General features: G+C 71.9%; 19 protein-coding genes and 1 tRNA gene. 13 read left to right on the top strand and 7 right to left on the bottom strand.

Features of this window, described 5'->3' with window-relative positions; all coding sequences use genetic code 11:
* Nucleotides 1–30: 30 nt before the first annotated feature.
* The gene (locus SCAB_RS25895; RefSeq protein ID WP_013003040.1) at nt 31–2,610 is read right to left on the bottom strand and encodes an ABC transporter permease; all 2,580 of its coding nucleotides are present in this window, start codon (nt 2,608–2,610) and stop codon (nt 31–33) included.
* Entirely contained in the window at nt 2,607–3,395 is a 789-nt protein-coding gene (locus tag SCAB_RS25890; RefSeq protein WP_013003039.1) for an ABC transporter ATP-binding protein, read from the bottom strand. The genes SCAB_RS25895 and SCAB_RS25890 overlap by 4 nt, the downstream gene beginning before the upstream one ends.
* Before the next feature lie 532 nt (nt 3,396–3,927).
* Between SCAB_RS25890 and SCAB_RS25885 the strand changes: the two genes are divergently transcribed.
* The 3 genes from SCAB_RS25885 (at nt 3,928) to SCAB_RS25875 (ending at nt 7,657) form a co-directional block, all read left to right on the top strand.
* Nucleotides 3,928–5,364, top strand: a complete 1,437-nt coding sequence (locus tag SCAB_RS25885) for an MFS transporter (RefSeq protein WP_037725062.1) — start codon at nt 3,928–3,930, stop codon at nt 5,362–5,364.
* A gap of 170 nt (nt 5,365–5,534) precedes the next feature.
* A complete protein-coding gene (locus SCAB_RS25880) occupies nt 5,535–6,002 on the top strand; it encodes a DUF485 domain-containing protein (protein WP_013003037.1) in 468 nt (155 codons plus the stop codon).
* Nucleotides 5,999–7,657, top strand: coding sequence for a sodium/solute symporter (locus SCAB_RS25875; RefSeq protein WP_013003036.1), 1,659 nt, complete (start codon nt 5,999–6,001; stop codon nt 7,655–7,657). Before SCAB_RS25880 ends, SCAB_RS25875 begins: the two co-directional genes overlap by 4 nt.
* Before the next feature lie 253 nt (nt 7,658–7,910).
* Here the strand turns inward: SCAB_RS25875 and SCAB_RS25870 are convergent, their stop codons facing one another.
* From SCAB_RS25870 to SCAB_RS25860, 3 genes are all read right to left on the bottom strand, one after another.
* Nucleotides 7,911–8,786: a hypothetical protein gene (locus tag SCAB_RS25870; protein WP_013003035.1), complete on the bottom strand. Its 876-nt coding sequence runs from the start codon at nt 8,784–8,786 to the stop codon at nt 7,911–7,913.
* Between the two features lie 244 nt (nt 8,787–9,030).
* Nucleotides 9,031–11,778 (bottom strand): SUKH-4 family immunity protein, encoded by a 2,748-nt coding sequence (locus tag SCAB_RS25865; protein WP_013003034.1) that lies wholly within the window; start codon nt 11,776–11,778, stop codon nt 9,031–9,033.
* A 7-nt stretch (nt 11,779–11,785) separates the two neighbouring features.
* Complete coding sequence (locus tag SCAB_RS25860) at nt 11,786–12,796, bottom strand: SMI1/KNR4 family protein (protein ID WP_013003033.1); 1,011 nt, start codon at nt 12,794–12,796, stop codon at nt 11,786–11,788.
* Between the two features lie 322 nt (nt 12,797–13,118).
* On the opposite strand from SCAB_RS25860, the gene SCAB_RS25855 reads away from it, so the two are divergent.
* The gene (locus SCAB_RS25855) at nt 13,119–13,619 is read left to right on the top strand and encodes a YwqJ-related putative deaminase (RefSeq protein ID WP_013003032.1); all 501 of its coding nucleotides are present in this window, start codon (nt 13,119–13,121) and stop codon (nt 13,617–13,619) included.
* A gap of 223 nt (nt 13,620–13,842) precedes the next feature.
* Entirely contained in the window at nt 13,843–14,337 is a 495-nt protein-coding gene (locus tag SCAB_RS25850) for an SUKH-3 domain-containing protein (RefSeq protein WP_013003031.1), read from the top strand.
* Between the two features lie 72 nt (nt 14,338–14,409).
* On the opposite strand, the gene SCAB_RS25845 is transcribed toward SCAB_RS25850, so the two are convergent.
* A complete protein-coding gene (locus SCAB_RS25845; protein ID WP_013003030.1) occupies nt 14,410–15,753 on the bottom strand; it encodes a sensor histidine kinase in 1,344 nt (447 codons plus the stop codon).
* Between the two features lie 312 nt (nt 15,754–16,065).
* On the opposite strand from SCAB_RS25845, the gene SCAB_RS25840 reads away from it, so the two are divergent.
* The 6 genes from SCAB_RS25840 to SCAB_RS25815 all read left to right on the top strand — a co-directional run bounded on the left by SCAB_RS25840 (nt 16,066) and on the right by SCAB_RS25815 (nt 20,868).
* A tRNA-Gln gene (locus SCAB_RS25840) sits at nt 16,066–16,137 on the top strand.
* Nucleotides 16,138–16,275: 138 nt separating this feature from the next.
* Entirely contained in the window at nt 16,276–17,724 is a 1,449-nt protein-coding gene (gene glmU, locus SCAB_RS25835) for a bifunctional UDP-N-acetylglucosamine diphosphorylase/glucosamine-1-phosphate N-acetyltransferase GlmU (protein ID WP_013003029.1), read from the top strand.
* Between the two features lie 110 nt (nt 17,725–17,834).
* The gene (locus SCAB_RS25830; RefSeq protein WP_013003028.1) at nt 17,835–18,809 is read left to right on the top strand and encodes a ribose-phosphate diphosphokinase; all 975 of its coding nucleotides are present in this window, start codon (nt 17,835–17,837) and stop codon (nt 18,807–18,809) included.
* 181 nt (nt 18,810–18,990) lie between these two features.
* Nucleotides 18,991–19,581 (top strand): 50S ribosomal protein L25/general stress protein Ctc, encoded by a 591-nt coding sequence (locus tag SCAB_RS25825; RefSeq protein WP_037724982.1) that lies wholly within the window; start codon nt 18,991–18,993, stop codon nt 19,579–19,581.
* 72 nt (nt 19,582–19,653) lie between these two features.
* Nucleotides 19,654–20,256 (top strand): aminoacyl-tRNA hydrolase, encoded by a 603-nt coding sequence (pth, locus tag SCAB_RS25820; protein ID WP_013003026.1) that lies wholly within the window; start codon nt 19,654–19,656, stop codon nt 20,254–20,256.
* A 78-nt stretch (nt 20,257–20,334) separates the two neighbouring features.
* Nucleotides 20,335–20,868 carry a hypothetical protein gene (locus SCAB_RS25815; RefSeq protein ID WP_037724984.1) on the top strand — a complete coding sequence of 178 codons (534 nt, stop codon included), beginning with the start codon at nt 20,335–20,337 and terminating at the stop codon, nt 20,866–20,868.
* A 189-nt stretch (nt 20,869–21,057) separates the two neighbouring features.
* Here SCAB_RS25815 and ppc read toward each other — a convergent pair whose 3' ends face one another.
* Complete coding sequence (gene ppc, locus SCAB_RS25810; RefSeq protein WP_013003024.1) at nt 21,058–23,790, bottom strand: phosphoenolpyruvate carboxylase; 2,733 nt, start codon at nt 23,788–23,790, stop codon at nt 21,058–21,060.
* 382 nt (nt 23,791–24,172) lie between these two features.
* Between ppc and SCAB_RS25805 the strand changes: the two genes are divergently transcribed.
* Nucleotides 24,173–25,207, top strand: coding sequence for an acyl-CoA desaturase (locus SCAB_RS25805; RefSeq protein WP_041669645.1), 1,035 nt, complete (start codon nt 24,173–24,175; stop codon nt 25,205–25,207).
* Complete coding sequence (locus SCAB_RS25800) at nt 25,204–25,881, top strand: TetR/AcrR family transcriptional regulator (RefSeq protein WP_020115615.1); 678 nt, start codon at nt 25,204–25,206, stop codon at nt 25,879–25,881. The genes SCAB_RS25805 and SCAB_RS25800 overlap by 4 nt, the downstream gene beginning before the upstream one ends.
* The last annotated feature ends 36 nt before the right edge of the window (nt 25,882–25,917 follow it).

The raw sequence follows: 25,917 nt of genomic DNA, 5'->3' as shown, positions 1-25,917 counted from the left end.
CCCCGTTCCCCGGGCCCCCGTGCCCGGTGGCTATTCGGTGGCGATCGCGTTCAGCACGTTCATGCGGCCCGCCCGGAACGCCGGGACCAGCGCGGCGAACAGGCCCACGAAGGCCGAGCCGATGAAGACCCCGATGATCGTCGGCCACGGGATGTCGAGAACGTTCAGGCCCTCCAGGGCGAGGAGCTGCTGCGCGGTGGCGCCCCAGCCCATGCCCAGCCCCAGGCCGAGGAGCGCGCCGAAGAGGGCGATGACGACCGACTCCAGGCGGATCATGCGGCGCAGCTGGCGGCGGGAGAGGCCGATCGCCCGCATCAGGCCGATCTCGCGCGTCCGCTCGACCACCGACAGGGCCAGCGTGTTCACCACGCCCAGGATCGCGACGATGATCGCCAGGGCGAGCAGGCCGTAGATCATGTTCAGGAGCTGGTCGATCTGGCCCTTCAGGGCCTCCTTGTAGTCCGTCTGGTCGCGGACCTCGTACTGCGGGTAGTCGTGCAGCGCGTCCTTGAGGGACGTGTACGCGGCCGCGTCCTGGCCCTCCTTCGCCGAGGCGAAGAGCAGCTGGTCGAGGGGCATCCTGTCGGCCGGCACGTACCTGGCCATCGTGTCGATGGAGGTGTACATGGCCCCGGCGTCGATGACGACGTCGCTGCTGGTGATCGCGCGCACGGTCAGGTCGGCCGTGCGGCCGTCCTTGAAGGCGACGGCGATCTTCGAGCCGAGCTCGATGTCGTGGTCCTTCGCGAACTTCTCGTGGACGGACATCGAGTCGCGCTTGTAGGCGTCCGGCAGCTTGCCCGCGACGACCTCGGTGGCGAGGTCGGTGGCGTAGCTCGGGTCGGCGGCGGTGATCGCCGTGTCCTTGAGCGTCTTGCCGTCGGGGGTGGTGAAGTCGGCCTGGGTCCACTTGTACTCGGTGAGGCTCTCGATGCCCTTCGCGGAGCGCGCCGCCTCGACGGCCTGCGGGGTGATCAGCTGGCCGGTGTCGGACTGGATGATGAAGTCCGTGCCGACCGTCTTGTCGAGCTGCTCGGTGGCCGAGGCGACCATGGAGGAGCCGACGACCGACAGACAGGCGACCAGGGCGAGGCCGATCATCAGGGCGGCGCCGGTGGCCCCCGTGCGGCGGGGGTTGCGCAGTGCGTTGCGCTCGGCCATCCGGCCTACGGGTCCGAAGGCCCGCAGGACGACCGCGCCCAGCACCCGCACCACCGCGCCGGCCAGCAGCGGGCCGATGACGACGAAGCCGATGAGGGACAGGACGACCCCGCCGCCGAGCCACATCGAACCCTCGCTCGCCTTGTCGGCGGCGGAGGCCAGGTAGAGGCAGTAGCCGCCGGCGCCGGTCAGCAGGAGTCCGATCACGGCCCGGACGAGGCCGGCCTTGGCGTCCAGCGGGGCTCCGGCGTCGCGCAGGGCGGCCATCGGGGAGACCTTGCCTGCGCGCCGGGCGGGCACGTAGGCGGCGAGGACGGTGACGACGATGCCCAGGAGCAGGCCGACGGCCGGGGTGGTCCAGGCGATGGTGAGGTCGTCGGTGGACAGGTTCATGCCGGTGGCGCTCATCAGCTTCATCAGCCCGATGGCGAGGCCGACACCGCCGGCGACACCGAGGACCGAGCCGAACACGCCCAGGAGCAGCGCCTCGACGAGCACCGACCGGTTGACCTGGCCGCGGCTGGAGCCGATGGCCCGCATGAGGCCGATCTCGCGGGTGCGCTGGGCGACCAGCATCGAGAAGGTGTTGATGATGAGGAAGATGCCGACGAGGAAGGCGATCCCGGCGAAGCCGAGCATGGCGTACTTCATCACGCCCATGAACTCGCCGACGTCCTTGGCGTTGGCGTCCGCGACCTCCTTGGCGGTCTGCACCTTGTAGCCGCCGCCCAGTTCGGCGGAGACGTTCTTCTTCACCTGCGCGTCCGTGAAGCCGGCGGCGGCGGTGATGTTGACGTTGGTGTAGACACCGGTCTCGCCGACGAGGGTCTTCTGCGCGGTGGCGGTGTCGAGGTAGAAGATCGCGGCGCCCGGGTTGGTGACCTGGAAGTCGGCGATGCCGGAGATCTTCGCCTCGTGCGTACCGACGGCGCTGATCACGCCGATCCCGTCGCCGAGCTTCAGGTCGTGCTTGTCGGCGGTGTCCGCGTCGACCATGATCTGGTCCGGGCCGCGGGGCGCGTCGCCGGAGGAGATCTTCATGGTGCGGGCGTCGTTGGCGTTCCAGTTGCCGACGATGGTCGGGGCGCCGCTGGTGGGCGAGAGGCTGTCCTTGTCGGCGTCGACGACCGTGACCGAGGTTGAGAAGACGGTCCCCTCGGCCGACTTCACGCCGTCCGCGCCGCCCACCTTGTCGACGACGGAGGCGGGCATGACCGGTGGCTTGCCGGTGTCGGACTGTGTCTCACCGCTGTCCGAGGCGCCCTTGGCGCTGACCGTGACGTCGGAGGAGGTGGCCGCGAACAGCTTGTCGAACGTGGTGCCCATCGTGTCGGTGAAGACCAGGGTCCCCGTCACGAACGCCACCGACAGCATGACCGCGATGGCCGAGAGCGCCATCCGCCCCTTGTGCGCGAAGAAGTTGCGCAGCGAGGTCTTCATGACGGTCATGAGGTACGCCCCCGGGCGTCGAAGTCCTTCATCCGGTCCAGCACGGTGTCGGCGGTCGGCTTGAGCATCTCGTCGACGATGCGGCCGTCCGCCAGGTACAGCACGCGGTCCGCGTACGAGGCGGCCACCGGGTCGTGGGTGACCATCACGATGGTCTGGCCCAGTTCGTCGACCGACCTGCGCAGGAAGCCCAGGACCTCGGCGCCGGCCCGGGAGTCCAGGTTGCCGGTCGGCTCGTCGCCGAAGATGATCTCCGGCCGGGCGGCCAGCGCCCGGGCCACGGCGACGCGCTGCTGCTGGCCGCCGGAGAGCTGGGTGGGCCGGTGCTTGAGCCGGTCGCTCAGGCCGACGGTGTCGACGACCCGGCCCAGCCACTCCTTGTTCGGCTTGCGCCCCGCGATGTCCATCGGGAGCGTGATGTTCTCGATCGCGTTCAGCGTGGGCAGCAGGTTGAACGCCTGGAAGATGAACCCGATCCGGTCCCGGCGCAGCTGCGTGAGCTTCTTGTCCTTGAGTCCGGTGATCTCGGTGTCGTCGAGGTAGATCTGACCCGACGACACGGTGTCGAGTCCGGCGAGGCAGTGCATGAGGGTGGACTTGCCGGACCCCGAGGGGCCCATGATCGCGGTGAACCGGCCCCGCGCGATGTCCACGTCCACGTGGTCGAGGGCGACGACGCGGGTCTCCCCGGACCCGTACGCCTTGACGACCTGCCGCGCCCGCGCGGCAACGGCCGTAGTCCCTCCAGTACCCCCGTGCCTGGTGATGGTCACAGCCGATGTCACGGTATGTCTCCTAAGTCGGGCAGCGGATGGTTCCGTTGCTCAGTGGACGAGCCGTACGAGCGTGGTGCCGGGCCGTACGCGGTGCTGTGCTGCTGAGTCTGGCCTCCGGAAGGGGCCCGGCGCGCTGGTGCCCAGCGCAGTCTTCTGCTGGGGAAAACCCCACCCCCACCGGTCCGGTACACCGCCCCCCAGCGGCGTAAAGCCAGGTTAAGGACGGCAGGTGCCCGGTCTCCTCCTCCGTCGGTACGAACCCGTCCCCAGCCGTAGTGCGGAGGTACCCCTAGGGGTTGTCGCCCGGTGGGAGGAGACGGTCTCGGGGTCGGCCCCCCTTCCCGCGCTGCGACCAGGCTGCACCCTGCCGTGGCGTGAGGGTCAATGGCATGGTGGTCGACGGCAGATAGGTGCAAGGGGAAGGCATCCGGTGGACGACGATTCCGTGGGCGGCAATCCGGTGGACGACATACGCCCCGTCCTGCGCGACTCGGCACAGCGCACCGGACCCGACCGGCGAGGAGCCGTCACCGCCGCCCTGATGCTGGCCATGGGCCTGGCGGCACTGGACTCCACGATCGTGTCGACCGCCGTACCGCAGATCGTCGCCGACCTCGGCGGCTTCTCCGTGTTCTCCTGGCTGTTCTCCGGCTATCTGCTCGCCGTCACCGTCACCCTGCCCGTCTACGGCAAGCTCTCCGACACCTTCGGCCGCAAACCGGTGCTGGTCGTGGGCGCGGTCCTGTTCCTGCTGGGCTCCCTGCTGTGCGCGCTGGCCTGGAACATGGGCTCCCTGATCGCCTTCCGTGTCGTCCAGGGCCTGGGCGGCGGGGCACTGCAGGGCACGGTCCAGACCCTGGCGGCCGACCTCTACCCCCTGGAGGAGCGGCCCAGGATCCAGGCCAGGCTGTCCACGGTGTGGGCGGTGTCGGCGGTGGCGGGCCCCGGGGTGGGCGGCGTCCTGGCGGCGTACGCGGACTGGCGGTGGATCTTCCTGGTCAACCTCCCGCTCGGCGCGGCGGCGTTGTGGCTGCTCGTCCGTCATCTCCACGAGCCGCGGCGGGAGTCGACGGGCCGCCCCCGGGTGGACTGGGCGGGCGCCCTGACCGTCTTCGCCGGCGGCGGGGCGCTGCTGCTGGCCCTGGTGCAGGGCGGGGTGGCCTGGGCCTGGCTCTCGCCGCCCTCGCTCACCCTGCTCGGCACGGGGGCCGCCCTGATCGCCCTGCTGGTGCTGATCGAGCGCCGGGCTGCCGAACCGATCATCCCCGGCTGGGTGTGGCACCGGCGCACGATCGCGTCGGTGAACCTGGCGCTCGGCGCGCTGGGTCTGCTGATGGTCGCGCCGACGGTGTTCCTCGCGACCTACGCCCAGTCGGTGCTGGGACTGGCGCCGGTGGCCGCCGGGTTCGTGGTCTCCGTCTGGACGCTGAGCTGGCCGGTGTCGGCGGCCCTCAGCCAGCACGTCTACCGCCGTATCGGCTTCCGCGACACGGCACTGCTCGGGATCGCCGCGGCCGCGGCGCTCCTGTTCGCCTTCCCGTTGCTGCCCTACCCGGGCGAGGCGTGGCAGCCGGTGCTGCTGATGCTCCTGCTGGGCGCCGCACTGGGCCTCTTCCAGCTCCCCCTGATCATCGGCGTCCAGTCGACGGTGGCGTGGGAGGAGCGCGGCACGGCCACCGCGTCGATCCTCTTCTGCCGCCAGACCGGGCAGACCCTGGGAGCCGCGGCCTTCGGCGCGGTCGCGAACGGGGTGCTGGCCTCCCGGCTCGGCGGCGCCGGAGACCTGGACAGCGTGACCCGGTCCCTGGGCGCGGGCACGGCCGCCGAGCCGGTCCGCCGCGCGCTCGCGGACGCGGTCCACGCCGTCTACCTGGGCGCGGCGTGCGCGGCGGCGGTGGCGTTCCTGGTGCTGCTGACGGCACCGCGCAGGTTCCCGGTCCTCGCCGCCGACAGTCCTGACCCTCGTTCAAAAATCTGAGTTAATCCGGGTAACACCCCAGGTCAGCGTGAGATACGTCCAGTAAGCGCATACCGACCGATCAGTTTGTCGAAAAGCTCGCACACCGCCGCACCCCCGAGTAGCGTTCACGCCCGCCCCCCGCTCCCCGCGGTCCACGAAGGACCCGAGCCGCGCAAGGAGACCAAGGGATGACCGATGCCTTCTCGTCACCCCCGCACCAGCCGCCGTACCGACCGCCGCACTCGCCGCACCCTCCGCACACCTCGTCCCCCTCGTACCGGACCTACCCCTGGGACCCCCAGGAGCCGGCCGCGGCCCCGGCCCCCCGGTCCGCCCGCACGCACCCGCCCCTCGGTCACCACAGCGACCTGCGGGTGCTGCGCAGCGCGTACCGCTGGCAGCGGCGGGTGGCGACGCTGGCCGCGCTGGGCTACTTCGTGCTCTTCCTCGTCCTGTCCGCGTTCGCCCCGTCGTTCATGACGAGCGAGGTCAGCGGCGGACTCTCCACGGGCCTGCTGCTCGGCCTGCTCCAGGTCCCGGTGACCTGTCTGGCCATCTGGCTGTACGAGCACACCGCGCGCCACCGGGTCGACCCGCTGGCCGACCGCATCCGCGAACTGGCGGCGGCGGACGCGCGGCGGGGGGCCGCCCGATGACCACGCTCACCCCCCTGACCGCCGCCGCGGGCGGCCTCGCCGAGTTCAGCGGGTCGGCCCGGGCCATGTCGCTCGTCGGGTTCACGGCGGTCGCCACGATCACCCTGCTGCTCTGCGTGATGACGGGCCCGGACCGGGACGACCTCGACGAGTTCTACACCGGCTACAGCTCCCTCTCCCCGCTGCGCAACGGCCTCGCCATAGCGGGCGACTACATCTCGGCGGCGACGGTGCTGGGCACCGGCGGAGTGATCGCCCTCTTCGGCTACGACGGTGTCGTCCTCGCCCTCAGCACGGCCCTGTCCCTGATGCTGCTGATGTTCCTGCTCGCCGAACCCCTGCGCAACGCGGGCCGGTTCACGATGGGCGACGCGCTGGCCCGCCGGATGCCCGGCCGGTCCGTACGGATCGTCGCCTGCGTCGTGACCATCGCCGCCCTGATGCCGATGATGCTGGTCCAGCTCGCGGGCACCGGCGACCTGCTGGCGTTCGTCCTCGGCTTCTCCAGCGACAGCCTGAAGACCGGTGTCGTGGTGGTCGTCGGCGCGCTGATGATCGGCTACGCGGCGATCGGCGGCATGAAGGGCACCGCCCTCATCCAGATCATCAAGATCGTGATGCTGCTCGGCTCGGGCGCGCTGATCTCCGTACTGATCCTGGACAAGTTCGGCTGGGACCCCGGTCTGCTGCTCGGCACGGCGGCCGAGCGGAGCGGCATCGGCACCGGCTACCTCCGCTCCGGGCTGCAGTTCTCCGGCGGCCCACACCCCGAACTCGACATGATCAGCGCCCAGTTGACGGTCGTCCTCGGCGGTGCCTGCCTGCCCCACGTCACCATGCGCATGTACACGGCGAACAGCGCCCGCCAGGTCCGCCGCTCGCTCTCCTGGGCGGTCCCCTCCGTCGCCCTCTTCGTCCTGATCATCTCGGTGATCGGCTTCGGGGCGACGGCCCTGATCGGCCGCGAGGCGATCGCGGGGGCCGACCCGCAGGGCAACACGGCCTATCTGCTGGGCTCCATGGCGGCGTTCGGCACGGAGGTGTCCACGGCGGAGACCCTGCTCTTCACCACGGTCACCACGGCGGTCTTCCTGACCCTCCTCGCGTCCGTGGCCGGAATGATCCTCGCCTGTGCCAACTCCCTCGCCCACGACGTCTTCGCGGCCTGCGCCCCCCGCCCCCTCACCCCGCGCCGCGAGATGACCGTCGCCCGGCTCTCGGCGGGCGCGGTCGGCGTCACGGCGATCCTCCTCGCCACACTGGTCCAGCACCGCAACCTCCAGCCGCTGGTCACCCTCTCCTTCTGCCTCGGCGCCTCCGCGATCGCGCCCGCGCTGGTCTACGGGCTCTTCTGGCGCCGGTACACCCGTACGGGGCTGATGTGGACCCTCGTCGGCGGCAGCCTCTCGGTCCTCGTCCTCATGACCGGCACCAACCTCGTCTCCGGCTCCCCCTATTCGGCGTTCCCACGCGCCGACTTCAACTGGTTCCCGTTCACCACGACCGGCCTCGTCTCGATCCCGCTGGGCTTCCTCGCGGGCTGGCTCGGCACGGTGGCCTCCGGCGGGGAGCGGGCCGGGGAGCAGCGGCGGCAGTACGAGGCGGTGGAGGGGTGGATCCTGGCGGGGGCGGCTCGGCGGGACGGGGGCGCCTGAGGAGGCGGGGGGTTCGGTTCGTGGGCGGGTGCGGGTGGGTGGGACGGGGGCGCCTGAGGGGGCGGGGGGTTCGGAGCGTGGGCGGGTGCAGGTCCGGTGGGGCTTCTCGCGCAGTTCCCCGCGCCCCTGAAAAGCAGGGGCTGCGCCCCATGCTTTTCAGGCCCGCAGGGCCTGGGCTTTCAGGGGCGCGGGGAACTGCGCGGCCAGCCCCCACGCACCCGCACCCGACCACGCACCCCTAGAAGGCCGCCCCCTAGTCCGTCAGCGCCGACAGACTGTCCCGGATGCAGTCCATCTGCGCCCGCACCTCGTCCCACCTCTCCCCGTGTTCCCGCAACACCCGCTCCGTCTCCCGCACCACCCACTCCTCCCGCCGCCGCGCCTCCGCCAGCGCCTCGGCGGCCCGCTCCTCCGCGTCGTCCTGCATCCGTACGGCATCGGCCTCCGCCGCCTCGAACTCCCGTTCCGCCTCGGCGAGGGCGGCCTCCGCCCGAGCCACCCGTTCGGCCAGCCCGGCGTCGAACGCGGCCTCCCGTTCGGCCGCCTCCCGCTCGATGCCGGCCACCCGCTCGTCGTACTCCTTGGCCAGCTCGGTGAGCATCCCCTCGGTCCGCTCCCGCACCTCCCGCAGCGCGGCCAGCGCCTCGCCCCGGCCCTCCTTCACCCCGCGCCGGGCCTCGATGCGCAGTTCGTCGGCCTCGGCCCGGGCGGCCAGCACGACCTGCCGGGCCCGTTCCTCGGCCTCGCCCCGCACCCCGTCGGCGTATGCCTGCGCCGCCTCCCGCAGCCGCAGCCCGGCCTCCTCCGTCTCGGCGACGATCCGCCGGGCGCCCTCCCGGCCGCGTTCGCGTACGGCCGCGGCCTCCTCGACACCGAGGGAGAACAGCTGACGGGCACCCTCGCCGAGCGCCTCGTAGGTCTGCGGGGTCAGTCCGGCGACCGTCTCGTGCAGCCGGTCGAGTTCGATGCCCATCTCCCGGGCCAGCACGGTCAGCCGGGCGGCCCGCTCCCACGCGGCGTCCCGGTCCCGTGACAGGGCCGCCGTGCGGGCGTCGACCTGGTCGGTGCGGTAGCCGCGCCGCACGACGTCGAACTCGAAGTCATGGGGTGCCGTCGGTGCGCTGCTCATGCTGGGCCCTCTCCGCCGGACGCACACGAAATGATGATTTCGCGCACATCTTGATGTATCGGACAGAAAGGTTCATAACGCGACACTCCGTGCGGGGGTCACGGGAGGACCCGCACACGCCGGGCGGGAGCGGGGGCCCGGGCAGGGGCGGCCGGCGCACGCGAAGGGCCCGGCCCGGTCGTACGGGACCGGGCCGGGCCCTCGGCACACCTGCGCGTGGCGCGGCGGTGTCAGCCGCGACGGATCACAGCAACCCGTCCCACATCTGCTCCAGCAGCACCGACCACCAGCTCTCCGGCGAGGCGAGCGCCGCCGGGTCGAGCGCGGCGAGCTGCGCCTGGAAGTCGACGGTCCAGCGGCCCGCCTGCTCCTGGTTGAGCCCGAACCGCAGCCGCCACATACGGCCGAGCAGCGCCAGGCAGCGCGCGAACTCCGGCAGACCGGTGTTCACGAACTGCGGCGGGACGGGCGCACCGCCCGGCCCCGCCTCGACCGGCACGGCCACGATGTTCGCCGTGCCGTACTGCACGCACAGCGCCTTGCCGAAGTCGCTGCCCATCACCAGGTACGAGCCCGCGTCGGCCGCCGGCTGCACCCCCCGCTCCTGCGCCAGCTCCGCCAGCGTCGGCACCGGACGGCCCGGCTGGGCCTGCGCCCAGAAGAACGGGCCCATGTCGACCGGCAGTCCGGCCACGACCAGCGTGTGCGCCACGATGGGCGGAACGCCCTGCCGCGACACCGCCTGCTGGTCGAACCGGAACACCCCCGGCCCGAACGCCGCCGCCAGCTCCTGCCCGATCGCCTCCGGCGGGACCGGCGGCGCCGGCTGCACCGGATGCAGGGGCGCCCGCACCGGCGCGTGCCGGGCCGGTCCGTCCGCGACCTGGTGCAACTCGCCCTGGTGGGCGATGAGCTGGGCCATGCCCTGCTGGCGGCTCGCATGGTCCTTGCCGTACGGCGCGATGGAGGTGATGCGGGCGTTCGGCCACTGCTCACGGATCATCCGCGCGCAGTACGCCCCCGGCAGCTCGCACGACTCCAGCTCCGTGTGCAGCTCCAGCACCGCCTCCGGCGGGATGTTCATGCCACGCAGCTCATGAAAGATCTGCCACTCCGGGTGCGGCGTCCCCGGCGCCGAACGCCGGATCACCTGCTGCTCGGAGCCGTCCGGCGCCCGGAACCGCAGCACGGCCTGGTAGCCGGGGCCGACGGCGGGCTGACCGACGGGCGGCTGCGGATAGCCGTACGCCGGCGGGGCGCCCATCGGCGGACCGGGCACCGGCCCGGGCTGCCCCGGACGACCGGGCATCCCGGGGTGCGCGCCCGGCGGCGGCATCCCGGGCGCCCCCGGACCGCCCACGGCGGGCCCGGCCAGCATCGTCTCGGCGTGGTGCACGGGCCCGGGACCACCGGGACCACCCGGCTGACCGGGAGCTCCGGGGTGACCGGGAGCCCCAGGCACACCGGGCGCACCCGGCTGGCCCGGAGCCCCGGGCGGACCCGGCGGCAGCGGCGCGCCCGGACCGCCCACGGCGGGCCCGGCGAGCATGGTGGCCGCGTGGTGCATCCCCCCGGCGGGCGTGCCCCCGGGCGGATTCGGCGCCCCGGGAGCACCGGGAGCACCGGGAGCACCGGGAAGGCTGTCCGGCCCGTTCGGGCCGAGGGCGGAGACCATCTGGGTCGGCACGTACCCGCCCGCCGGGGTACCCGGCGCACCGGGCCCGGACGGCGGCGGAGGCGTACCGCCCGGAGCACCCGGGGCCCCGGGCGGAGCCGGGGGCGGCGGCACACCGGGCCCACCGCCCCGGCGCGGCGGCGGTGCCGCCTTGCTCGTGGCCGCGTCGGCGATGTCACCGGCGTGGGGCGCCGGCGCACGCCCCGGCGGCGGCGTACCAGGACCCTGCGCGCCACCGGGGCCCTGCGGATACCCGTACGACTGCGCACCGGGCGGCGGGGTCCCCGGACCCTGCGGACCACCCGGCCCCTGCGGATACCCGTACGACTGCCCGCCCGGCGGCGGGGTCCCCGGACCCGACGGCTGCTGCTGCGCCGGGGCGCCCGGCGTGCCCGGCGCGGAGCCGGGGCCGCCCAGGACCGGCGACACGGCCGTCCGGGGAAGCCGGCTGCCGCCGGAGATCAGCGCGGTCTGCGCGTCCGGCAGCGCGTTGGGCAGCGCGTTGGGCGGAGCGTCGTCCTCGTCGCTCACCTCGGTCAGCTGCCGCGCGAACACCGTCTCCGGCAGCGGGACCGAGCGGTCGTCCCCGGCATCGGCGTTGGTGTCCGTGCCCGCCCACGGCGTCGCCCCTTCGGGCACCCCGGGGACCTCGTCCTGCGGCTCGGTCTCCCTCGGCGGCGGCACCGCGTCCCGCACCTCGTCCTCCGCCGACGCGGCGGCGGGCCACGGCGTGGCGTCGGCCGGAGCGTCGGACACCCCGCGGCCGCCGGAGCCGGACTGCCCCACCGGCCCCGCCAGCGTCTCGGGCAGCGAACCGCCGCCCCCGGACGCCCCGTCGGCGCTCACCGGGCCCGACCCGCCCGGACCGTCGACCGTCGCGGCCGCCGCACGGGACCCGGCACCGTCCGACGCGTCGCCCCGGGCGCCCGCACGGTGATCCGGGATCCCCATCCGGTCCGCCGCCTCCTGCAGCCACTCCGGCGGAGTCAGCAGGAACGACGTCTGGTTCAGATCCACCCGGGCCGCCGGCGCCGGCGCGGCAGCCGGAGCCTCGTCCACCCGGCCGTACTCCTCCTCGAACCGGCGGATCACCTCGCCCACCGGCAGCGACGGCCACAGCGTGGCGTCCCCGCTGTCCCGGGCGATCACCAGCCGCTGCGCGCCGCCGTCGGACCGCGGACCGTCCGCGCGGTCCTCGGCCCACACCACGAACCCGAGATCGAACTCCCGCACCCGCACCTCACGGTGCTGGTACGCCGGCAGATCCCCGTTGATCCACTCCTCGGCGCGCTGCTGCGCCTGAGCGAACGTCACCATCGAAAACTCACTCCCCCACCGAGGACGCGGCGGCGCCCGCGGCGACCGGCACGGCCTGCGCGAAGCCACCGTCCACCATCAGGTTGGCCACCGTCTCCAACTCCGGCGGATTGCCCGCCAGCCGGGCCAGGAACGCGTCGAAGTCCGCACCCGCGGGGAGCAGCAACCGCTCCACCCGCTCGGCCGGCGGCCACGACGGATCGACGTCACGGGCGTCGTCGTACGCGCAGAACCACACCGACCCGATCCGGTCGCCCTTCACCTTCACCGCGAGGATCCCGCCCTGCGCGAACGCCACGGCCAGGTAGTCCTTGGTGAGATGGTCCCGCAGACACTTGTTGACGTACACCAGATCGTTGACCGCGGCCTCGTCCCGCACCGTGAAGAACGGCTGGTCGACCAGCAGCCCCAGCTCCGCGTCCAGCGCAGCCCCGACGGGCGCACAACCGCCCGCCGCCTTCAGGAACGACCGGTACGCCCCCGGCAGCCGGTACCCGAGATCCTCCTCGACCCCCTGCACCTGCGCCTCGGTCACCGCCACCGCCGACGACTTCGGCAGCCCGAAGTGCGCCGGCCGGGTCTCCTGCAACGGCCGTGTGCCCCGCTTGTGCTGGTCCACGCGCGCCGTCGCGATACCACCGTGGTGCCGCAGCAGCGCCTTCACCTCGACCGGCACCAGCTCCAGCCGCCGGCCGCCCGGCGCGTGGTGCCACGTCCAGCCGTGCGGCGTCGCCACCGGCGGGATCGTGTCCCACAACTCGTGCCCGGTCGCGGCCAGCGCCGCGTTCGCGGACACGTAGTCCGTCAACCGCAGCTCGTCCACCCCGAACCCCTCCGGGGGATCGGCGATCTCCGCCGCGGCACGCGCGTAGGGCGAGAAGTCCGGATAGCCGTGCGCGTCGACACGGACACCCCTCGGATGACGCGCGGCCCGGACGGGGTCCGGGAACTGCACGACCTGCCCGGCGTAGGCCGCGTTCGGCGGCGCGGCTTGCTGCCCGAGCCGACCTGTCGTCATGGCGGTAGCCCCCTGCGGCGTTCTGTGTGACCTGCTCTGGCTGCGATGTCGCTCTGTCGTACCGCTCCCCCGAGCGGAAAAGACCCTGATACGGCCCGTTCCGCCCACCTTCGATCGCAAGACCGAAAGGATCGCGGTGGTCGACAGCCTATGCGGTACGACGGCACCGGTCACCGGGCCTCCGCTTCCGTGACCAGCCGTCACACCACCCTTACGGAACGCCGAAGCCCGGGCGTGTCGAACTGCCCCAGCTTCCGCACGGGCCACGCCGTTTGGCACTCTGTGTCCCCTGGCGGGGTATGCACAGGAGGGGATCACGTTCATGAGCGCGACGCAGGCGGGACCTTCGGGCGACCCCCGCATCGGCTGGAGCACCGCGGAACAGCCGCACGCTCCCGCCCTCCTCCACCGCCGCGACGGCATCCTGCCCACCGTGGCCGCCGCCCTCTCCGTACGCGGCGAGACCCTCACCGGCACCGCCGCCCGCGGCGACCACGCCCCGCCCCTGCACGCCCTGGTCCAGGAGTTCCTCGACTCTCTCGCCACCGCACAGCGCGACCGCTTCACCGGCCGCTGCGCCGAGGCCATCCTCATCTCCCGCCACATCACCGCCGCCGACGCGGCCCGCAGCAGGCGCGCCGCCCGCAGACCCATGTCCAACGGCGAGGCCCGCAAGGCCCTCAAGCAGGCGAAGCTCACCACCCGCCACATCCGCGAGGACGGCGACCCCCTCCACGGCGCCTTCGCCACCCCCTGCCGCTCCTGCGCGGCGCTCAGCGCCCACTTCGGCGTCCGCGTCGTGGACCCGGCACAGGACAACTGAGCCGGACCACCCCGCCCGGTCCCGCCGGACACCCTTCCGACCAGGAACCTCTCCCCCGGAAATCGCGTCAGAACACACGAAACCGCTCCGGGAGCGGGAGTCACCTGATACGCCGGAACCCCGGCCCCCCACCGGCCCGAACGCGCACCACCGACGCACCATCCACGCACCACCGACGCACCAGCGGTGAACCACCGACGAACCCCCGACGAACAAAGGGCAGATGCACACCGACCGCACCTCCACCACCCGCTTCGCCGTCGCCGTCGACGCCGCCCTGCGCACCGCCGGGTGGCTGCCGGGCCGCTGGGACATAAAGCAGGCCGAGATCTGGGCCGACGCCCTGCGCGAGCACACCTCCCCGGCCGGCCACCGCCACGCGGTCTTCCCGGCCGCGGTCGAGGCATGGGCCGAGTTCGGCGGCCTCCGCCTCACCGCCCAGGGCCCCGGCCGCCGGCTCGCCCCCGCCGACCTCCACCTCGACCCGCTGCACGGCCTCCACATGGCCCGCACCCTCGGGGACCTCGGCCGCGCCCTCGACACCGAGGTCTGCCCCCTCGGCCACGAGACCGCCACCCGCTCCCTCATCGCCATCGACGCCGAGGGCCGCACCTACGCCCTCGACCACACCGGCGACTGGTACCTCGGCCCCACCATCGACGCGGCCCTCACCACACTCCTGACCGGCACCGACCCGACCCGCCTGACCGCGAACTGAACGCGCGCGCCGCCCCGGACCACCTCCACGCCCCCACGAGCCGCCACGAGCCGCACGAACGCCCACGAACGCCTACGACGCCGGAATCACCGCCGACACCCGGAACCCCCCGGCATCCGTGGGCCCCGACACGAAGACACCCCCCAGCTCCGCAACCCGCTCCTTCATCCCGAGCAACCCGTTCCCCCCGCTCGGCAACCGCGCCGCCCCCGCCGCACCCGGGACCGGCGGCGCCCCGTTCTCCACCTGCATCGCTATCTCCGCCGCCCGATGCGCCAACCGCACATGCGTCTTCGCCCCCGCCGCATGCTTGTGCACATTCGTCAGCGCCTCCTGCACCACCCGGTACGCCGTCTGCTCCACCTCCGCCGCATACACCCGCACCTCCCCCTCCACCGACAGCTCGACCACCATCCCCGCCGCCGCCGACTGCCCCACCAACGCCTCCAGCTCGGCCAGGCTCGGCCCCTCACCGGCCTCGTCCTCCGCCCGCGAAGCAGCGGCCGCGGCAGCCGCCCCCACCGCCGCCAACGGCACGGGCGCCGACGCCGGCTCCACCCGCGCCATCGACGAGAACCCCTCACCCGACCGCAGCACCCCGAGCATCTCCCGCAGCTCGGTCAACGCCTGGCGCCCCATGTCCCCCACGAGCGCCGCGTTCCGCACGGCCTTCTCCGGATCCTTCCGCGCCACCGCCTGCAACGCCGCCGCGTGCACCACCATCAACGACACCCGGTGCGCCACCACGTCGTGCATCTCCCGCGCGATCCGGGTCCGCTCCTCACCCCGGGCCCACTCCGCCCGCTCCTCCGCCCGCTCCGCGAGCAGTTGCAACTCCCGCTCCAGCGAATCCGCCCGCTCCCGCAGGCTCTCCATCAGCCGCCGGCGCGCCCCCACGTACAGCCCCAGCAGCACGGGCGGCGCGGTCAGCCCGATCGCCATCGTCGACGCCAGGAACGGCGCGAACGCCTCCCCGCCCCCGACGGCGCCGTCCCCCCGCAGATCGCTCTGGGTCGCCTGCACGAACCACACGATGAACACACCGGCGAACGCCATCCCCGACAACGCCCCGATGATCCGCCGCGGCGCCTCCGAGGCCGCCAGCGTGTAGAGCCCCACGAGCCCCATCAGATAGCCCATCTGCGCGGGCGCGACGGCGATGAACACCAGCACGACCGCGACGGGCCACATCCGCCGCACCAGCAGCACGGAACCCGCGAGCGCCCCGAACGCGACCCCCACCGCCTCCGGCAGCCCGGCGTTCCGCGCGAACGTCACACCCTCCACCGCGCACTCGACCGCCGACACCAGCGCCAGCCCACCGTCGAGGAACGCCCCCCGACGCCGCTCCCACCACCACGGCCCGGCCCCGTCCCCCGTCCCGGCCGCGGTGTGGTCTTCCCCCGTCGTGGTCATGGCCCAAGCCTACGTTCGAGCGCCACCGCTTTTCCGGCGAGTTTCCCGTACTGGCCCACACCACGCCACACATTCGAACAGAAGCGAAACCGCCCGCTTTCCCTCGAACTGCCGAATCGCCCACCGTTCGCTCCCGGAACCCCCCATTCCGCCCGGGGCGGCACGCCCGAGGACCTCAACCCGGCAGTGCGGATACGGCCCCGCGGGGGCCGGAGCGCCGATCTACGCCGTCGCACGGGAGGCGCCTGGTACGGCATAGTAGAAGGGCGTCACTCGACAGCCTGGCCATATGTCCGGTTCGGTTGAGAATGATCCCCTGTGGTGTAATTGGCAGCACTGTGGCTTTTGGTGCCATATGTCCGGGTTCGAGTCCTGGCGGGGGAGCCCACAGCACACGCGACCTCGATTCGGGTCCCGATCCCAGGCACCACGGTCGGGACCCGACGCACATTTCCCCCTCACAACGCCCCGGTATCCTGCGGATGACAACCCCCTCCTCATCCACAGCCGAAGGGCATCCCCGTGAGCGCAACCCGCCCGGCAGCCGTCGTCGTCCTCGCAGCGGGTGAGGGCACCCGTATGAAGTCGGCCACACCGAAGGTTCTGCACAGCATCTGTGGCCGTTCGCTGGTCGGTCACGTCCTCGCCGCCGCGCGTGAGCTGGAGCCGGAGCACTTGGTCGTCGTCGTGGGGCACGCCCGCGAGAAGGTCACCGCCCACCTCGCCGAGGCCGACCCCGGCGTACGGACGGCGGTGCAGGCGGAGCAGAACGGCACGGGGCACGCCGTGCGGATGGGGCTGGAGGAGCTGGGCGGGGTCGTGGACGGGACCGTGGTCGTCGTCTGCGGCGACACCCCCCTGCTCACGGGCGCGACGCTGCGCGCCCTGGCCGCCACGCACACGGCCGACGGCAACGCGGTGACCGTGCTCACCGCCGAGGTGCCGGACGCCACCGGCTACGGCCGGATCGTGCGCGACGGCGCCTCCGGTGCCGTGACGGCCATCGTGGAGCACAAGGACGCCACCGAGTCGCAGCGGGCGATCCGTGAGATCAACTCCGGGGTCTTCGCGTTCGACGGTCAGCTCCTCGCGGACGCCCTCGGGAAGGTCAGGACCGACAACAGCCAGGGCGAGGAGTACCTCACGGACGTGCTGGGGATCCTGCGCGAGGCCGGGCACCGGGTGGGGGCCTCGGTCACCGGCGACCACCGTGAGATCGCCGGGATCAACAACCGTGTGCAGCTCTCCGAGGCGCGGCGGATCCTGAACGACCGGCTGCTGACCGAGGCCATGCTCGCCGGGGTGACGGTGATCGATCCGGCCACGACCTGGGTCGACGTGACGGTGACGTTCGAGCAGGACGCGCTGATCCACCCGGGGACCCAGCTGCTGGGTGCCACGCACCTCGGCGAGGGCGCGGAGGTCGGGCCGAACACCCGGCTGAAGGACACCCTGGTCGGGGCCGGCGCGCGGGTGGACAACACCGTGGCGGACGGCGCGGAGGTCGGGCCGCAGGCGAGCGTGGGGCCGTTCGCGTACATGCGCCCGGGTACGCGTCTGGGACCGAAGTCCAAGCTCGGTACGTACGTCGAGACGAAGAACGCGACCGTCGGCGAGGGGACGAAGATCCCGCATCTGTCGTACGTGGGTGATGCCACGATCGGCGAGTACTCGAACATCGGTGCGGCGAGTGTGTTTGTGAACTACGACGGCGAGAGCAAGCACCACACGACCGTCGGGTCGCACTGCAAGACGGGTTCGGACAACATGTTTGTGGCGCCTGTCACGGTCGGGGACGGCGCGTACACCGCCGCGGGGTCCGTGATCACGAAGGACGTGCCGCCCGGTTCGCTGGCCGTCGCCCGTGGCCAGCAACGGAATATCGAGGGTTGGGTGGCCCGTAAGCGTCCGGGGAGCGCGGCGGCGAAGGCCGCCGAGGCGGCCTCCCGGGAAGACGAAAGCGCAAGCTGACCGGAAACAGGTGCGCCAAGGACGTCGTACCGTGATAAGTGCACACCCGCACCCCAGCTGAGTGAGCGGCTTCCGCATGCCTGGCTGAGAACCTCTGAGGAGACAGTGCTGTGACCGGGATCAAGACGACCGGCGAGAAGAAGATGATGTTCTTCTCCGGCCGCGCCCACCCCGAGCTTGCCGAGGAGATCGCCCAGCAGCTGGGTGTCGGGGTCGTCCCGACGAAGGCCTTCGACTTCGCGAACGGCGAGATCTACGTCCGCTACCAGGAGTCGGCGCGTGGTGCGGACTGCTTCCTGATCCAGAGCCACACGGCTCCGATCAACAAGTGGGTCATGGAGCAGCTGATCATGATCGACGCGCTGAAGCGTGCGTCGGCCCGTTCGATCACCGTGATCGTGCCGTTCTACGGTTACGCGCGCCAGGACAAGAAGCACCGTGGGCGTGAACCGATCTCGGCGCGTCTGATCGCGGATCTGATGAAGACGGCGGGTGCGGACCGGATTCTCGCGGTCGACCTGCACACGGACCAGATCCAGGGCTTCTTCGACGGTCCGGTCGATCACCTGTTCGCGCTTCCGCTGCTGGCGGACTACGTGGGCGCGAAGGTGGACCGGGACAAGCTGACGGTGGTGTCCCCGGACGCGGGCCGTGTGCGGGTGGCGGACCGCTGGTGCGACCGGCTGGGCGCGCCGCTGGCGATCGTGCACAAGCGGCGTGACAAGGACGTGGCCAACCAGGTGACCGTCCACGAGGTCGTGGGTGAGGTCAAGGGCCGGGTGTGCGTCCTGGTGGACGACATGATCGACACCGGCGGCACGATCTGCGCGGCGGCGGACGCGCTGTTCGCGCACGGTGCGGAGGACGTCATCGTGACGGCGACGCACGGTGTGCTGTCGGGTCCGGCGGCGGATCGGCTGAAGAACTCGAAGGTGAGCGAGTTCGTGTTCACCAACTCGCTGCCGACGCCGAACGAGTTGGAGCTGGACAAGATCACGGTGCTGTCGATCGCGCCGACGATCGCGAGCGCGGTGCGTGAGGTGTTCGAGGACGGTTCGGTGACGAGCCTCTTCGACGAGCAGTAGGGTCACCGGCGTTCGCCGGAGATCGTTTTGGGTACGGCCTTCCTTTCCGAGTAGACTGCTGCAGTTGCTCGGCGAGGGAGGCCGTACCCGTGTGTACGGCGGTCCGTTATCGACGCGCTCTTCGTAGCAGGCCGATGTTTGGCCGGGTGACCACCTTTCCCCTTTTCTACGAGGAGTGAACATGGCCGAGGTCAAGCTCGAAGCCGAGACCCGTACCGAGTTCGGCAAGGGCGCCGCCCGCCGTATCCGTCGTGCCAGCAAGGTTCCCGCCGTGGTCTACGGCCACGGTGCCGACCCCGTACACATCACGCTGCCGGGCCACGCGCTCCAGCTCGCGCTGCGCACCCCGAACGTCCTGCTCAGCCTGGACATCGACGGCAAGACCCAGCTGGCGATCCCGAAGGCCGTGCAGCGCGACGCGATCAAGGGCTTCCTGGACCACGTCGACCTCCTCCTCGTGAAGCGTGGCGAGAAGGTCAACGTCGAGGTCTACGTCCACACCGAGGGCGACCTGGCGCCGGGCGCCTACCTGCTCGAGCACGTGCTGAGCACGCTGACGGTCGAGGCCGAGGCGACTCACATCCCCGAGTCGGTCACCGTCTCCATCGAGGGCCTGGAGGCCGGTGCCTCCATCCTCGCCAAGGACATCCCCCTGCCGAAGGGCACCACGCTGGCGATCGACGAGGACGCCGTCGTCCTTCAGGTCCTGGCCGCACAGGCGGAGGAGCCGTCGGAGGACGGTGCCGAGGGCGACGAGGCCGCCGAGGCCTGATCCTCAGCTCTGTCATCGGTTCGTCAGCCGCTGTTCCCTTCGGGGGCAGCGGCTGGCGCGTACCAAGGAGACATGCACGTGACGACCGATCCGAGTGCCCCCTGGCTCATCGCCGGGCTCGGCAATCCCGGGCCCGAGTACGCGGCGAACCGGCACAACGTGGGGTTCATGGTGGCCGATCTGCTGGCCGAGCGGATCGGGGGGAGGTTCAAGCGGGCCGGGAAGGCGCAGGCGCAGGTCGTGGAGGGGCGGATCGGTCCGCCGGGGCCGGCGAACCGCCGGGTGATCCTGGCGAAGCCGATGTCGTTCATGAATCTCTCGGGCGGCCCGGTGACGGCTCTGCGGGACTTCTACAAGGTGCCGGTGGCGAACATCGTGGCGATCCATGACGAGTTGGACATCGACTACGGCGTGCTGCGGCTGAAGCTCGGTGGTGGTGACAACGGTCACAACGGGCTGAAGTCGATGACGAAGGCGATGGGCTCCGACTATCACCGGGTGCGGTTCGGGATCGGCCGTCCGCCGGGCCGGATGCAGGTCGCGGACTTCGTGCTGAAGGACTTTTCCGCCACGGAGCGCAAGGAGTTGGACTATTTCGTGGACCGGGCGGCGGACGCGGTGGAGTGCCTGGTGATCGAGGGGCTGGAGCGGGCGCAGGGGACCTACAACTCCTGAGCTGATCCGGACAAGTCAGGATTCGTGCGCTCGTGGGCGCCGACCTGGGGGAGTTGACCGACCGCAGGGGCATGGCCAATGATCCCCGCCATGCCCGCCACCAAAGCACCCGCTCACCGTTCGCCGCGCCGTCGGCGCGCGGGCGGCGGTGGTACGTCGGTCGCGCTGCGGTACGGGCGGCTGGCGGCGACGGGCGTGATCGCGGTGGTGCTGCTGATCGCCGGGGTGTGGGGCTCCTGGGACTGCGCCCAGCACGTGATGCTCAGCAAGGGGCGCGAGCAGGGCACGATGACGGTGTCCCGGTGCGCCGGTGAGACCTGCTGGGGTCCCTACGAGCCGGTGTCGGCGGGGTCGCGGGCCCGGGGCCGGGTCGACATCGAGCGGTCGGTGGCGGTGGAGACGGGCGAGACGTACACCGTCGTCGTGAAGCCGGGCAGCCGTGACGTGGTGCGGACGGGTCCGGCGGGTCTGCTGCACGCGTGGGTGCCGCTGGGTGGGGCGTTGTTGCTGGCGGCGGTGGTCGTGGCCGGTGGGCTGCGGATGGTGCGGTCGGCGTGGGTGCTGGGCGGGCTGGGGTTCGCGCTGATCACGGCGGCGTGGGTGGCGCTGTGACCAGGGCGGTGCGGGGCGGACTGCCGGCTGACGGCCGGTGGGGCTTCTCGCGCAGTTCCCCGCGCCCCTCAAAGGCCCAGGCCCCTGCGGGCCTGAAAAGCACAGGGCGCAGCCCCTGCTTTTCTAGGGGCGCGGGGAACTGCGCGAACGGCCCCCACCGGGCCGCCCGCCGCGAACGGACCGCCGGAGTCAGCCCGTGTTGCGCAACCCAGCGGCCACACCGTTGACCGTGAGCAGCAGGGCCCGGGCCAGCAGCGGGTCGGCCTCCTCCCCCGCCGCGGCAGCGTCCCGCTGCCGCTTGAGCAGGGCGACCTGGAGATACGAGATCGGGTCGAGGTAGGCGTCGCGGATGGAGAAGGTCTGCTGCAGGACGGGGTTGGCGTCGAGCAGCTTCTCCTCGCCGGTGACGCGCAGCACCTCGCGGACGGTCAGCTCGTGTTCGGTCCGGATGGTGTCGAAGACGTGCTTCAGCTCGTCGGGGACGAGGGTGTCGACGTAGTGCTGGGCGATCCGCAGGTCCGTCTTGGCCAGCGTCATCTCGACGTTGGAGAGGAAGTTGCGGAAGAAGTGCCACTGCTCGTGCATCTCGTCGAGCACGGTGTCCAGGCCGGCTTCGCGCAGTGCCTTCAGGCCCGAGCCGACGCCGAACCAGCCGGGCACGATCTGCCGTGACTGGGTCCAGCCGAACACCCAGGGGATGGCGCGCAGCCCGTCGAGGGAGACGCCCGAGCCGGGGCGACGGGAGGGCCGCGAGCCGAGGTGCAGGTCGGCGAGCTGGTCGACCGGTGTCGAGGCGAGGAAGTACGTCGGCAGGTCGGGGTCCTCGACCAGTCGGCGGTAGGCCGCATGGGCGGCGTCGCTGACCAGGTCCATGGCCGCGTCCCAGCGGGCGAGGGCCTCGACCGACTGGCGGGGGGAGGTGTGCAGCGCGGACGCCTGCAGGGTCGCCGCGACGGTGAGTTCGAGGTTCTCCCGGGCCAGGGACGGCACGAGGTACTTGTCGGAGATGACCTCGCCCTGCTCGGTCACCTTGATCTCGCCCTCCAGGGTGCCCCAGGGCTGCGCGAGGATCGCGTCGTGCGAGGGGCCGCCGCCACGGCCGACGGTGCCGCCGCGGCCGTGGAAGAGGCGCAGGCGTACGCCGTAGCGGTGCGCGACGTCGCGCAGCCGGCGCTGGGCCCGGTGGATCTCCCACTGCGAGGTGGTGATGCCGCCGAACTTCGACGAGTCGGAGTAGCCGAGCATGACCTCCTGGACGTCGCCGCGCAGGGCGACGAGCCGTCGGTAGGAGGGGTCGGCGAGCATCTCTTCGAGGATCGTGTCGGCGGACTTGAGCTCGTCGGTGGTCTCCAGCAGCGGCACGATGCCGATCCTGGCCCAGCCGGCGTGCAGGTCGACGAGGCCGGCCTCGCGGGCGAGGACGGTGGCGGCGAAGACGTCGTCGGCGCCCTGGCACATCGAGATGATGTAGGACTCGATGACCTCGGGGCCGAAGACGGCGAGCGCCTTCTTGACGGTCTCGAAGACGCCGAGGGTCTTGGCGCCGGCGGCGTCCAGCGGTGCCGGGGTGGGACCGAGCGGGCGTCGGGAGCGCAGCTCGCGGGCGAGGAGCTTGTGGCGGTACTCGCGGGGCATGTCCTCGTAGCGCCAGGACTCCTCGCCGAGCCGGTCGAAGAGCTGGCCGAGGGCGTGGTGGTGGGCGTCGGCGTGCTCGCGGACGTCCATGGTGGCGAGCTGGAGGCCGAAGGCGGCCAGGGTGCGGATGGTGCGGTTCATCCGGCCGTCGGCGAAGAGGCCGCCGCGGTGCTCGCGCAGCGAGGTCTGGATGAGGGTGAGGTCCTTGAGGAGCTCACCGGTGCCGAGGTAGTCGCGGCCGTCCTCGTGCGGGATGCCCTTGGCCAGGCGCTGCTTGGTGTTCTCCAGCTTCTGCCGGATGCAGGTGGCCTTGAGGCGGTAGGGCTCCTCGGCGTTGAGGCGCTTGTAGCGGGGGCTGATCTCGGGGAGGGCTTCGAGGTCGGCCCGGAGGGAGGTCAGCAGGTCCTCGGTGGCTCCGGTGTAGCGGATGGAGTTGGAGAGGAAGCCGCGCAGTTCGTCGATGAGTTCGAGGGCGTCGTTGATGCCGTGTTCGTGCTGGAGGATGAGGACGTCCCAGGTCACCTGGGGGGTGACGTTGGGGTTTCCGTCGCGGTCGCCGCCGATCCAGGTGCCGAAGGTGAGAGGGCGGGTGGCGTCGGGGATGGTGACGCCGACCCGCTCCAGCTCGGCCGTCAGGTCCTCCAGGACGTCGCCGACCGCACCGGCGTGCAGTTCGTCCAGGTAGTAGATGGCGTTGCGGGCCTCGTCGGCGGGCTCGGGGCGTACGACGCGCAGTTCGTCGGTCTGCCAGACGAGGTCGATGTTCTCGGCCAGTCGGGTGTCGTGGCGGCGGCGGTCGGAGTCGATGACGGGGGTCTCCAGCAGCGCGGCGATGCGCCGGAGCTTGTTGAGGACCGACCGGCGTGCCGCTTCGGTGGGGTGGGCGGTGAAGACGGGGCGGACGTTGAGGTTCCCGACCGTTTCGCGTACGTGTTCGGGGTCGGCGTCCTTCAGGCGGTCGGCCGTACGGGCGAGCAGGCCGCCCTCGGCGGCACGGCGTGCCCTCAGCTCGCGGCCGCGGTGCACCTGTTCGGTGACGTTGGCCAGGTGGAAGTAGGTGGAGAAGGCGCGGACGAGCTTGGCGGCGGTCTCCAGCTCGGTGCCGCGCAGCAGGTCGGCGGCGGCTTCGCCGTCCTCGCGGGTCAGGCTGCGGACGCGCTCGACCAGCTCCAGGAGGTCGGGGCCCTCCTGCCGTACGAGGGTCTCGCCCAGCAGGTCGCCCAGGCGCCGGATGTCGGCGCGCAGTTCGCTGCTGACCGTGGTGGTCTGGTCGTCGGCACTGCTCACAGGTGCGGCTCCTTGCAGTGTTGAAGCTCGTCCGGAGGGGAACCCGGGCGGGGGCCCGGTGGGCGGCGGCCCTCGCGGGCTCCGGCGTGCGGGCGGGATGCGGAGCGGACCGCGCTGTCCGACCGCGTCCAGGATAGGCGTCCGTGCGGGCGTCTCCGGAGACGGGTGCCACTTTTGCGGCACTGAGTGCCACCTGTCCATCGAGCCCGTCCGTCACACCTGGACGCGCAGAGAGGTGGACTCTTGCCGCCCGGCACCGCGCTGCCATACTTACGATGCCGTAGGTTACGGAACCGTAGGGACGGCCGTCAGGTGGCCCTCGCACGCTGTCGCCGCAGGCACTTCCCCCCTCTCACCACCCTCGACCCCCCAGGGGACGCCCATGAGCACCAGGTCCGATGTGATCGACGACGCCCCGAACGCACACGGTTCGCCAGGTTCCCCGGCAGCCGGCTCGCCCGCGCCGTCGGCCACGCTGGGCGGCGAACAGAAGCGTTCGATCGAGCAGATCACGCTGCTCCTCTTCATCATCGTCCCCTTCCTCGCGGTCGTCGCGGCAGTGCCGCTGGCCTGGAACTTCGGGGGCGTGAGCTGGCTGGACCTCGGCCTGCTGGTGTTCTTCTACTACCTGGGGTGCCACGGCATCACGATCGGCTTCCACCGGCACTTCACCCACGGTGCGTTCAAGGCCAGACGCCCACTGAAGATCGCGCTGGCGATCGCCGGCTCGATGGCCGTCGAGGGCCCGCTGGTGCGCTGGGTGGCCGACCACCGCAAGCACCACAAGTTCTCCGACGCCGACGGTGACCCCCACTCGCCGTGGCGCTTCGGCGAGACGATGCCCGCGCTGCTGAAGGGCCTGTGGTGGGCCCACATCGGCTGGATGTTCGACGAGGAGCAGACGCCGCAGGAGAAGTACGCCCCCGACCTGATCAAGGACCCGGCGCTCCGCGCGATCTCCCGCCAGTTCATCTTCTGGGCGATGCTCTCCCTCGCCCTGCCGCCGCTGATCGGCGGCCTGGTGACGATGTCCTGGTGGGGCGCGTTCACGGCGTTCTTCTGGGGCTCGCTCGTCCGGGTGGCGCTGCTGCACCACGTGACCTGGTCGATCAACTCGATCTGCCACGCGGTCGGCAAGCGCCCCTTCAAGTCCCGCGACCGCTCGGGCAACGTGTGGTGGCTGGCGATCCTTTCCTGCGGCGAGTCCTGGCACAACCTGCACCACGCCGATCCCACTTCCGCCCGGCACGGTGTGGAGCGCGGACAGCTGGACTCCTCCGCGCGGCTGATCCGCTGGTTCGAGGTGTTCGGCTGGGCGTACGACGTCCGCTGGCCGTCACGCTCGCGTATCGATTCCAGGCGCAAGACGGGTGAGGACGGCTCCGAGCACCGGACGGCGGCCGCCGAGGCGGCATGATTGACGCCGTGGCGACCGACTCCAGCAGCACCCCGAGCAACGAGAAGCCGCGGCGTGTGCGCCGCACCCGGATGACGGGCGCCGAGCGCCGGGCACAGTTGCTGGAGGTCGGGCGGGCCCTGTTCGCCGCGAAGGGCTTCGAGGCGACGTCGGTGGAGGAGATCGCGGCGAAGGCCGGGGTGTCCAAGCCGGTGGTGTACGAGCACTTCGGCGGCAAGGAGGGGCTGTACGCGGTGGTGGTGGACCGTGAGATGAGCCGTCTGCTGGACATGGTGACCAGCTCCCTGACGGCCGGCCACCCCCGTGAGCTGCTGGAGCAGGCCGCCTTCGCGCTCCTGGACTTCATCGAGGAGTACACGGACGGCTTCCGCATCCTGGTCCGTGACTCCCCCATCCCGCAGTCGACGGGCTCCTTCGCGTCCCTGATCTCCGACATCGCCACGCAGGTGGAGGACATCCTCGGCCGCGAGTTCAAGAGCCGCGGCTTCGACCCGAAGCTCGCGCCGCTGTACGCGCAGGCGCTGGTGGGCATGGTCGCCCTGACGGGGCAGTGGTGGCTGGACGTCCGGCGCCCGAAGAAGGCGGAGGTGGCCGCGCACCTGGTGAACCTCGCGTGGCACGGCCTGGACGGCATCAACCAGAAGCCGCGGCTGATCGGGCACCGCAAGAGTTGAGCGGGGGCGCAGCCCCCCGCTTTTCAGGGGCGGGGG

This window comes from Streptomyces scabiei 87.22 (genome assembly GCF_000091305.1).
Taxonomy (GTDB): domain Bacteria; phylum Actinomycetota; class Actinomycetes; order Streptomycetales; family Streptomycetaceae; genus Streptomyces; species Streptomyces scabiei.
Note: the sequence above shows the minus strand (reverse complement) of the source record. Positions and strands in the feature narration are given on the sequence as shown.

Coding starts and splice junctions, on each gene's coding strand:
- SCAB_RS25895 (WP_013003040.1), bottom strand. CDS start 2,610: ATGACCGTCATGAAGACCTCGCTGCGCAACTTCTTCGCGCACAAGGGG.
- SCAB_RS25885 (WP_037725062.1), top strand. CDS start 3,928: ATGCTGGCCATGGGCCTGGCGGCACTGGACTCCACGATCGTGTCGACC.
- SCAB_RS25880 (WP_013003037.1), top strand. CDS start 5,535: ATGACCGATGCCTTCTCGTCACCCCCGCACCAGCCGCCGTACCGACCG.
- SCAB_RS25875 (WP_013003036.1), top strand. CDS start 5,999: ATGACCACGCTCACCCCCCTGACCGCCGCCGCGGGCGGCCTCGCCGAG.
- SCAB_RS25870 (WP_013003035.1), bottom strand. CDS start 8,786: ATGAGCAGCGCACCGACGGCACCCCATGACTTCGAGTTCGACGTCGTG.
- SCAB_RS25865 (WP_013003034.1), bottom strand. CDS start 11,778: ATGGTGACGTTCGCTCAGGCGCAGCAGCGCGCCGAGGAGTGGATCAAC.
- SCAB_RS25860 (WP_013003033.1), bottom strand. CDS start 12,796: ATGACGACAGGTCGGCTCGGGCAGCAAGCCGCGCCGCCGAACGCGGCC.
- SCAB_RS25855 (WP_013003032.1), top strand. CDS start 13,119: ATGAGCGCGACGCAGGCGGGACCTTCGGGCGACCCCCGCATCGGCTGG.
- SCAB_RS25850 (WP_013003031.1), top strand. CDS start 13,843: ATGCACACCGACCGCACCTCCACCACCCGCTTCGCCGTCGCCGTCGAC.
- SCAB_RS25845 (WP_013003030.1), bottom strand. CDS start 15,753: ATGACCACGACGGGGGAAGACCACACCGCGGCCGGGACGGGGGACGGG.
- SCAB_RS25825 (WP_037724982.1), top strand. CDS start 18,991: ATGGCCGAGGTCAAGCTCGAAGCCGAGACCCGTACCGAGTTCGGCAAG.
- pth (WP_013003026.1), top strand. CDS start 19,654: ATGCACGTGACGACCGATCCGAGTGCCCCCTGGCTCATCGCCGGGCTC.
- SCAB_RS25815 (WP_037724984.1), top strand. CDS start 20,335: ATGATCCCCGCCATGCCCGCCACCAAAGCACCCGCTCACCGTTCGCCG.
- SCAB_RS25805 (WP_041669645.1), top strand. CDS start 24,173: ATGAGCACCAGGTCCGATGTGATCGACGACGCCCCGAACGCACACGGT.
- SCAB_RS25800 (WP_020115615.1), top strand. CDS start 25,204: ATGATTGACGCCGTGGCGACCGACTCCAGCAGCACCCCGAGCAACGAG.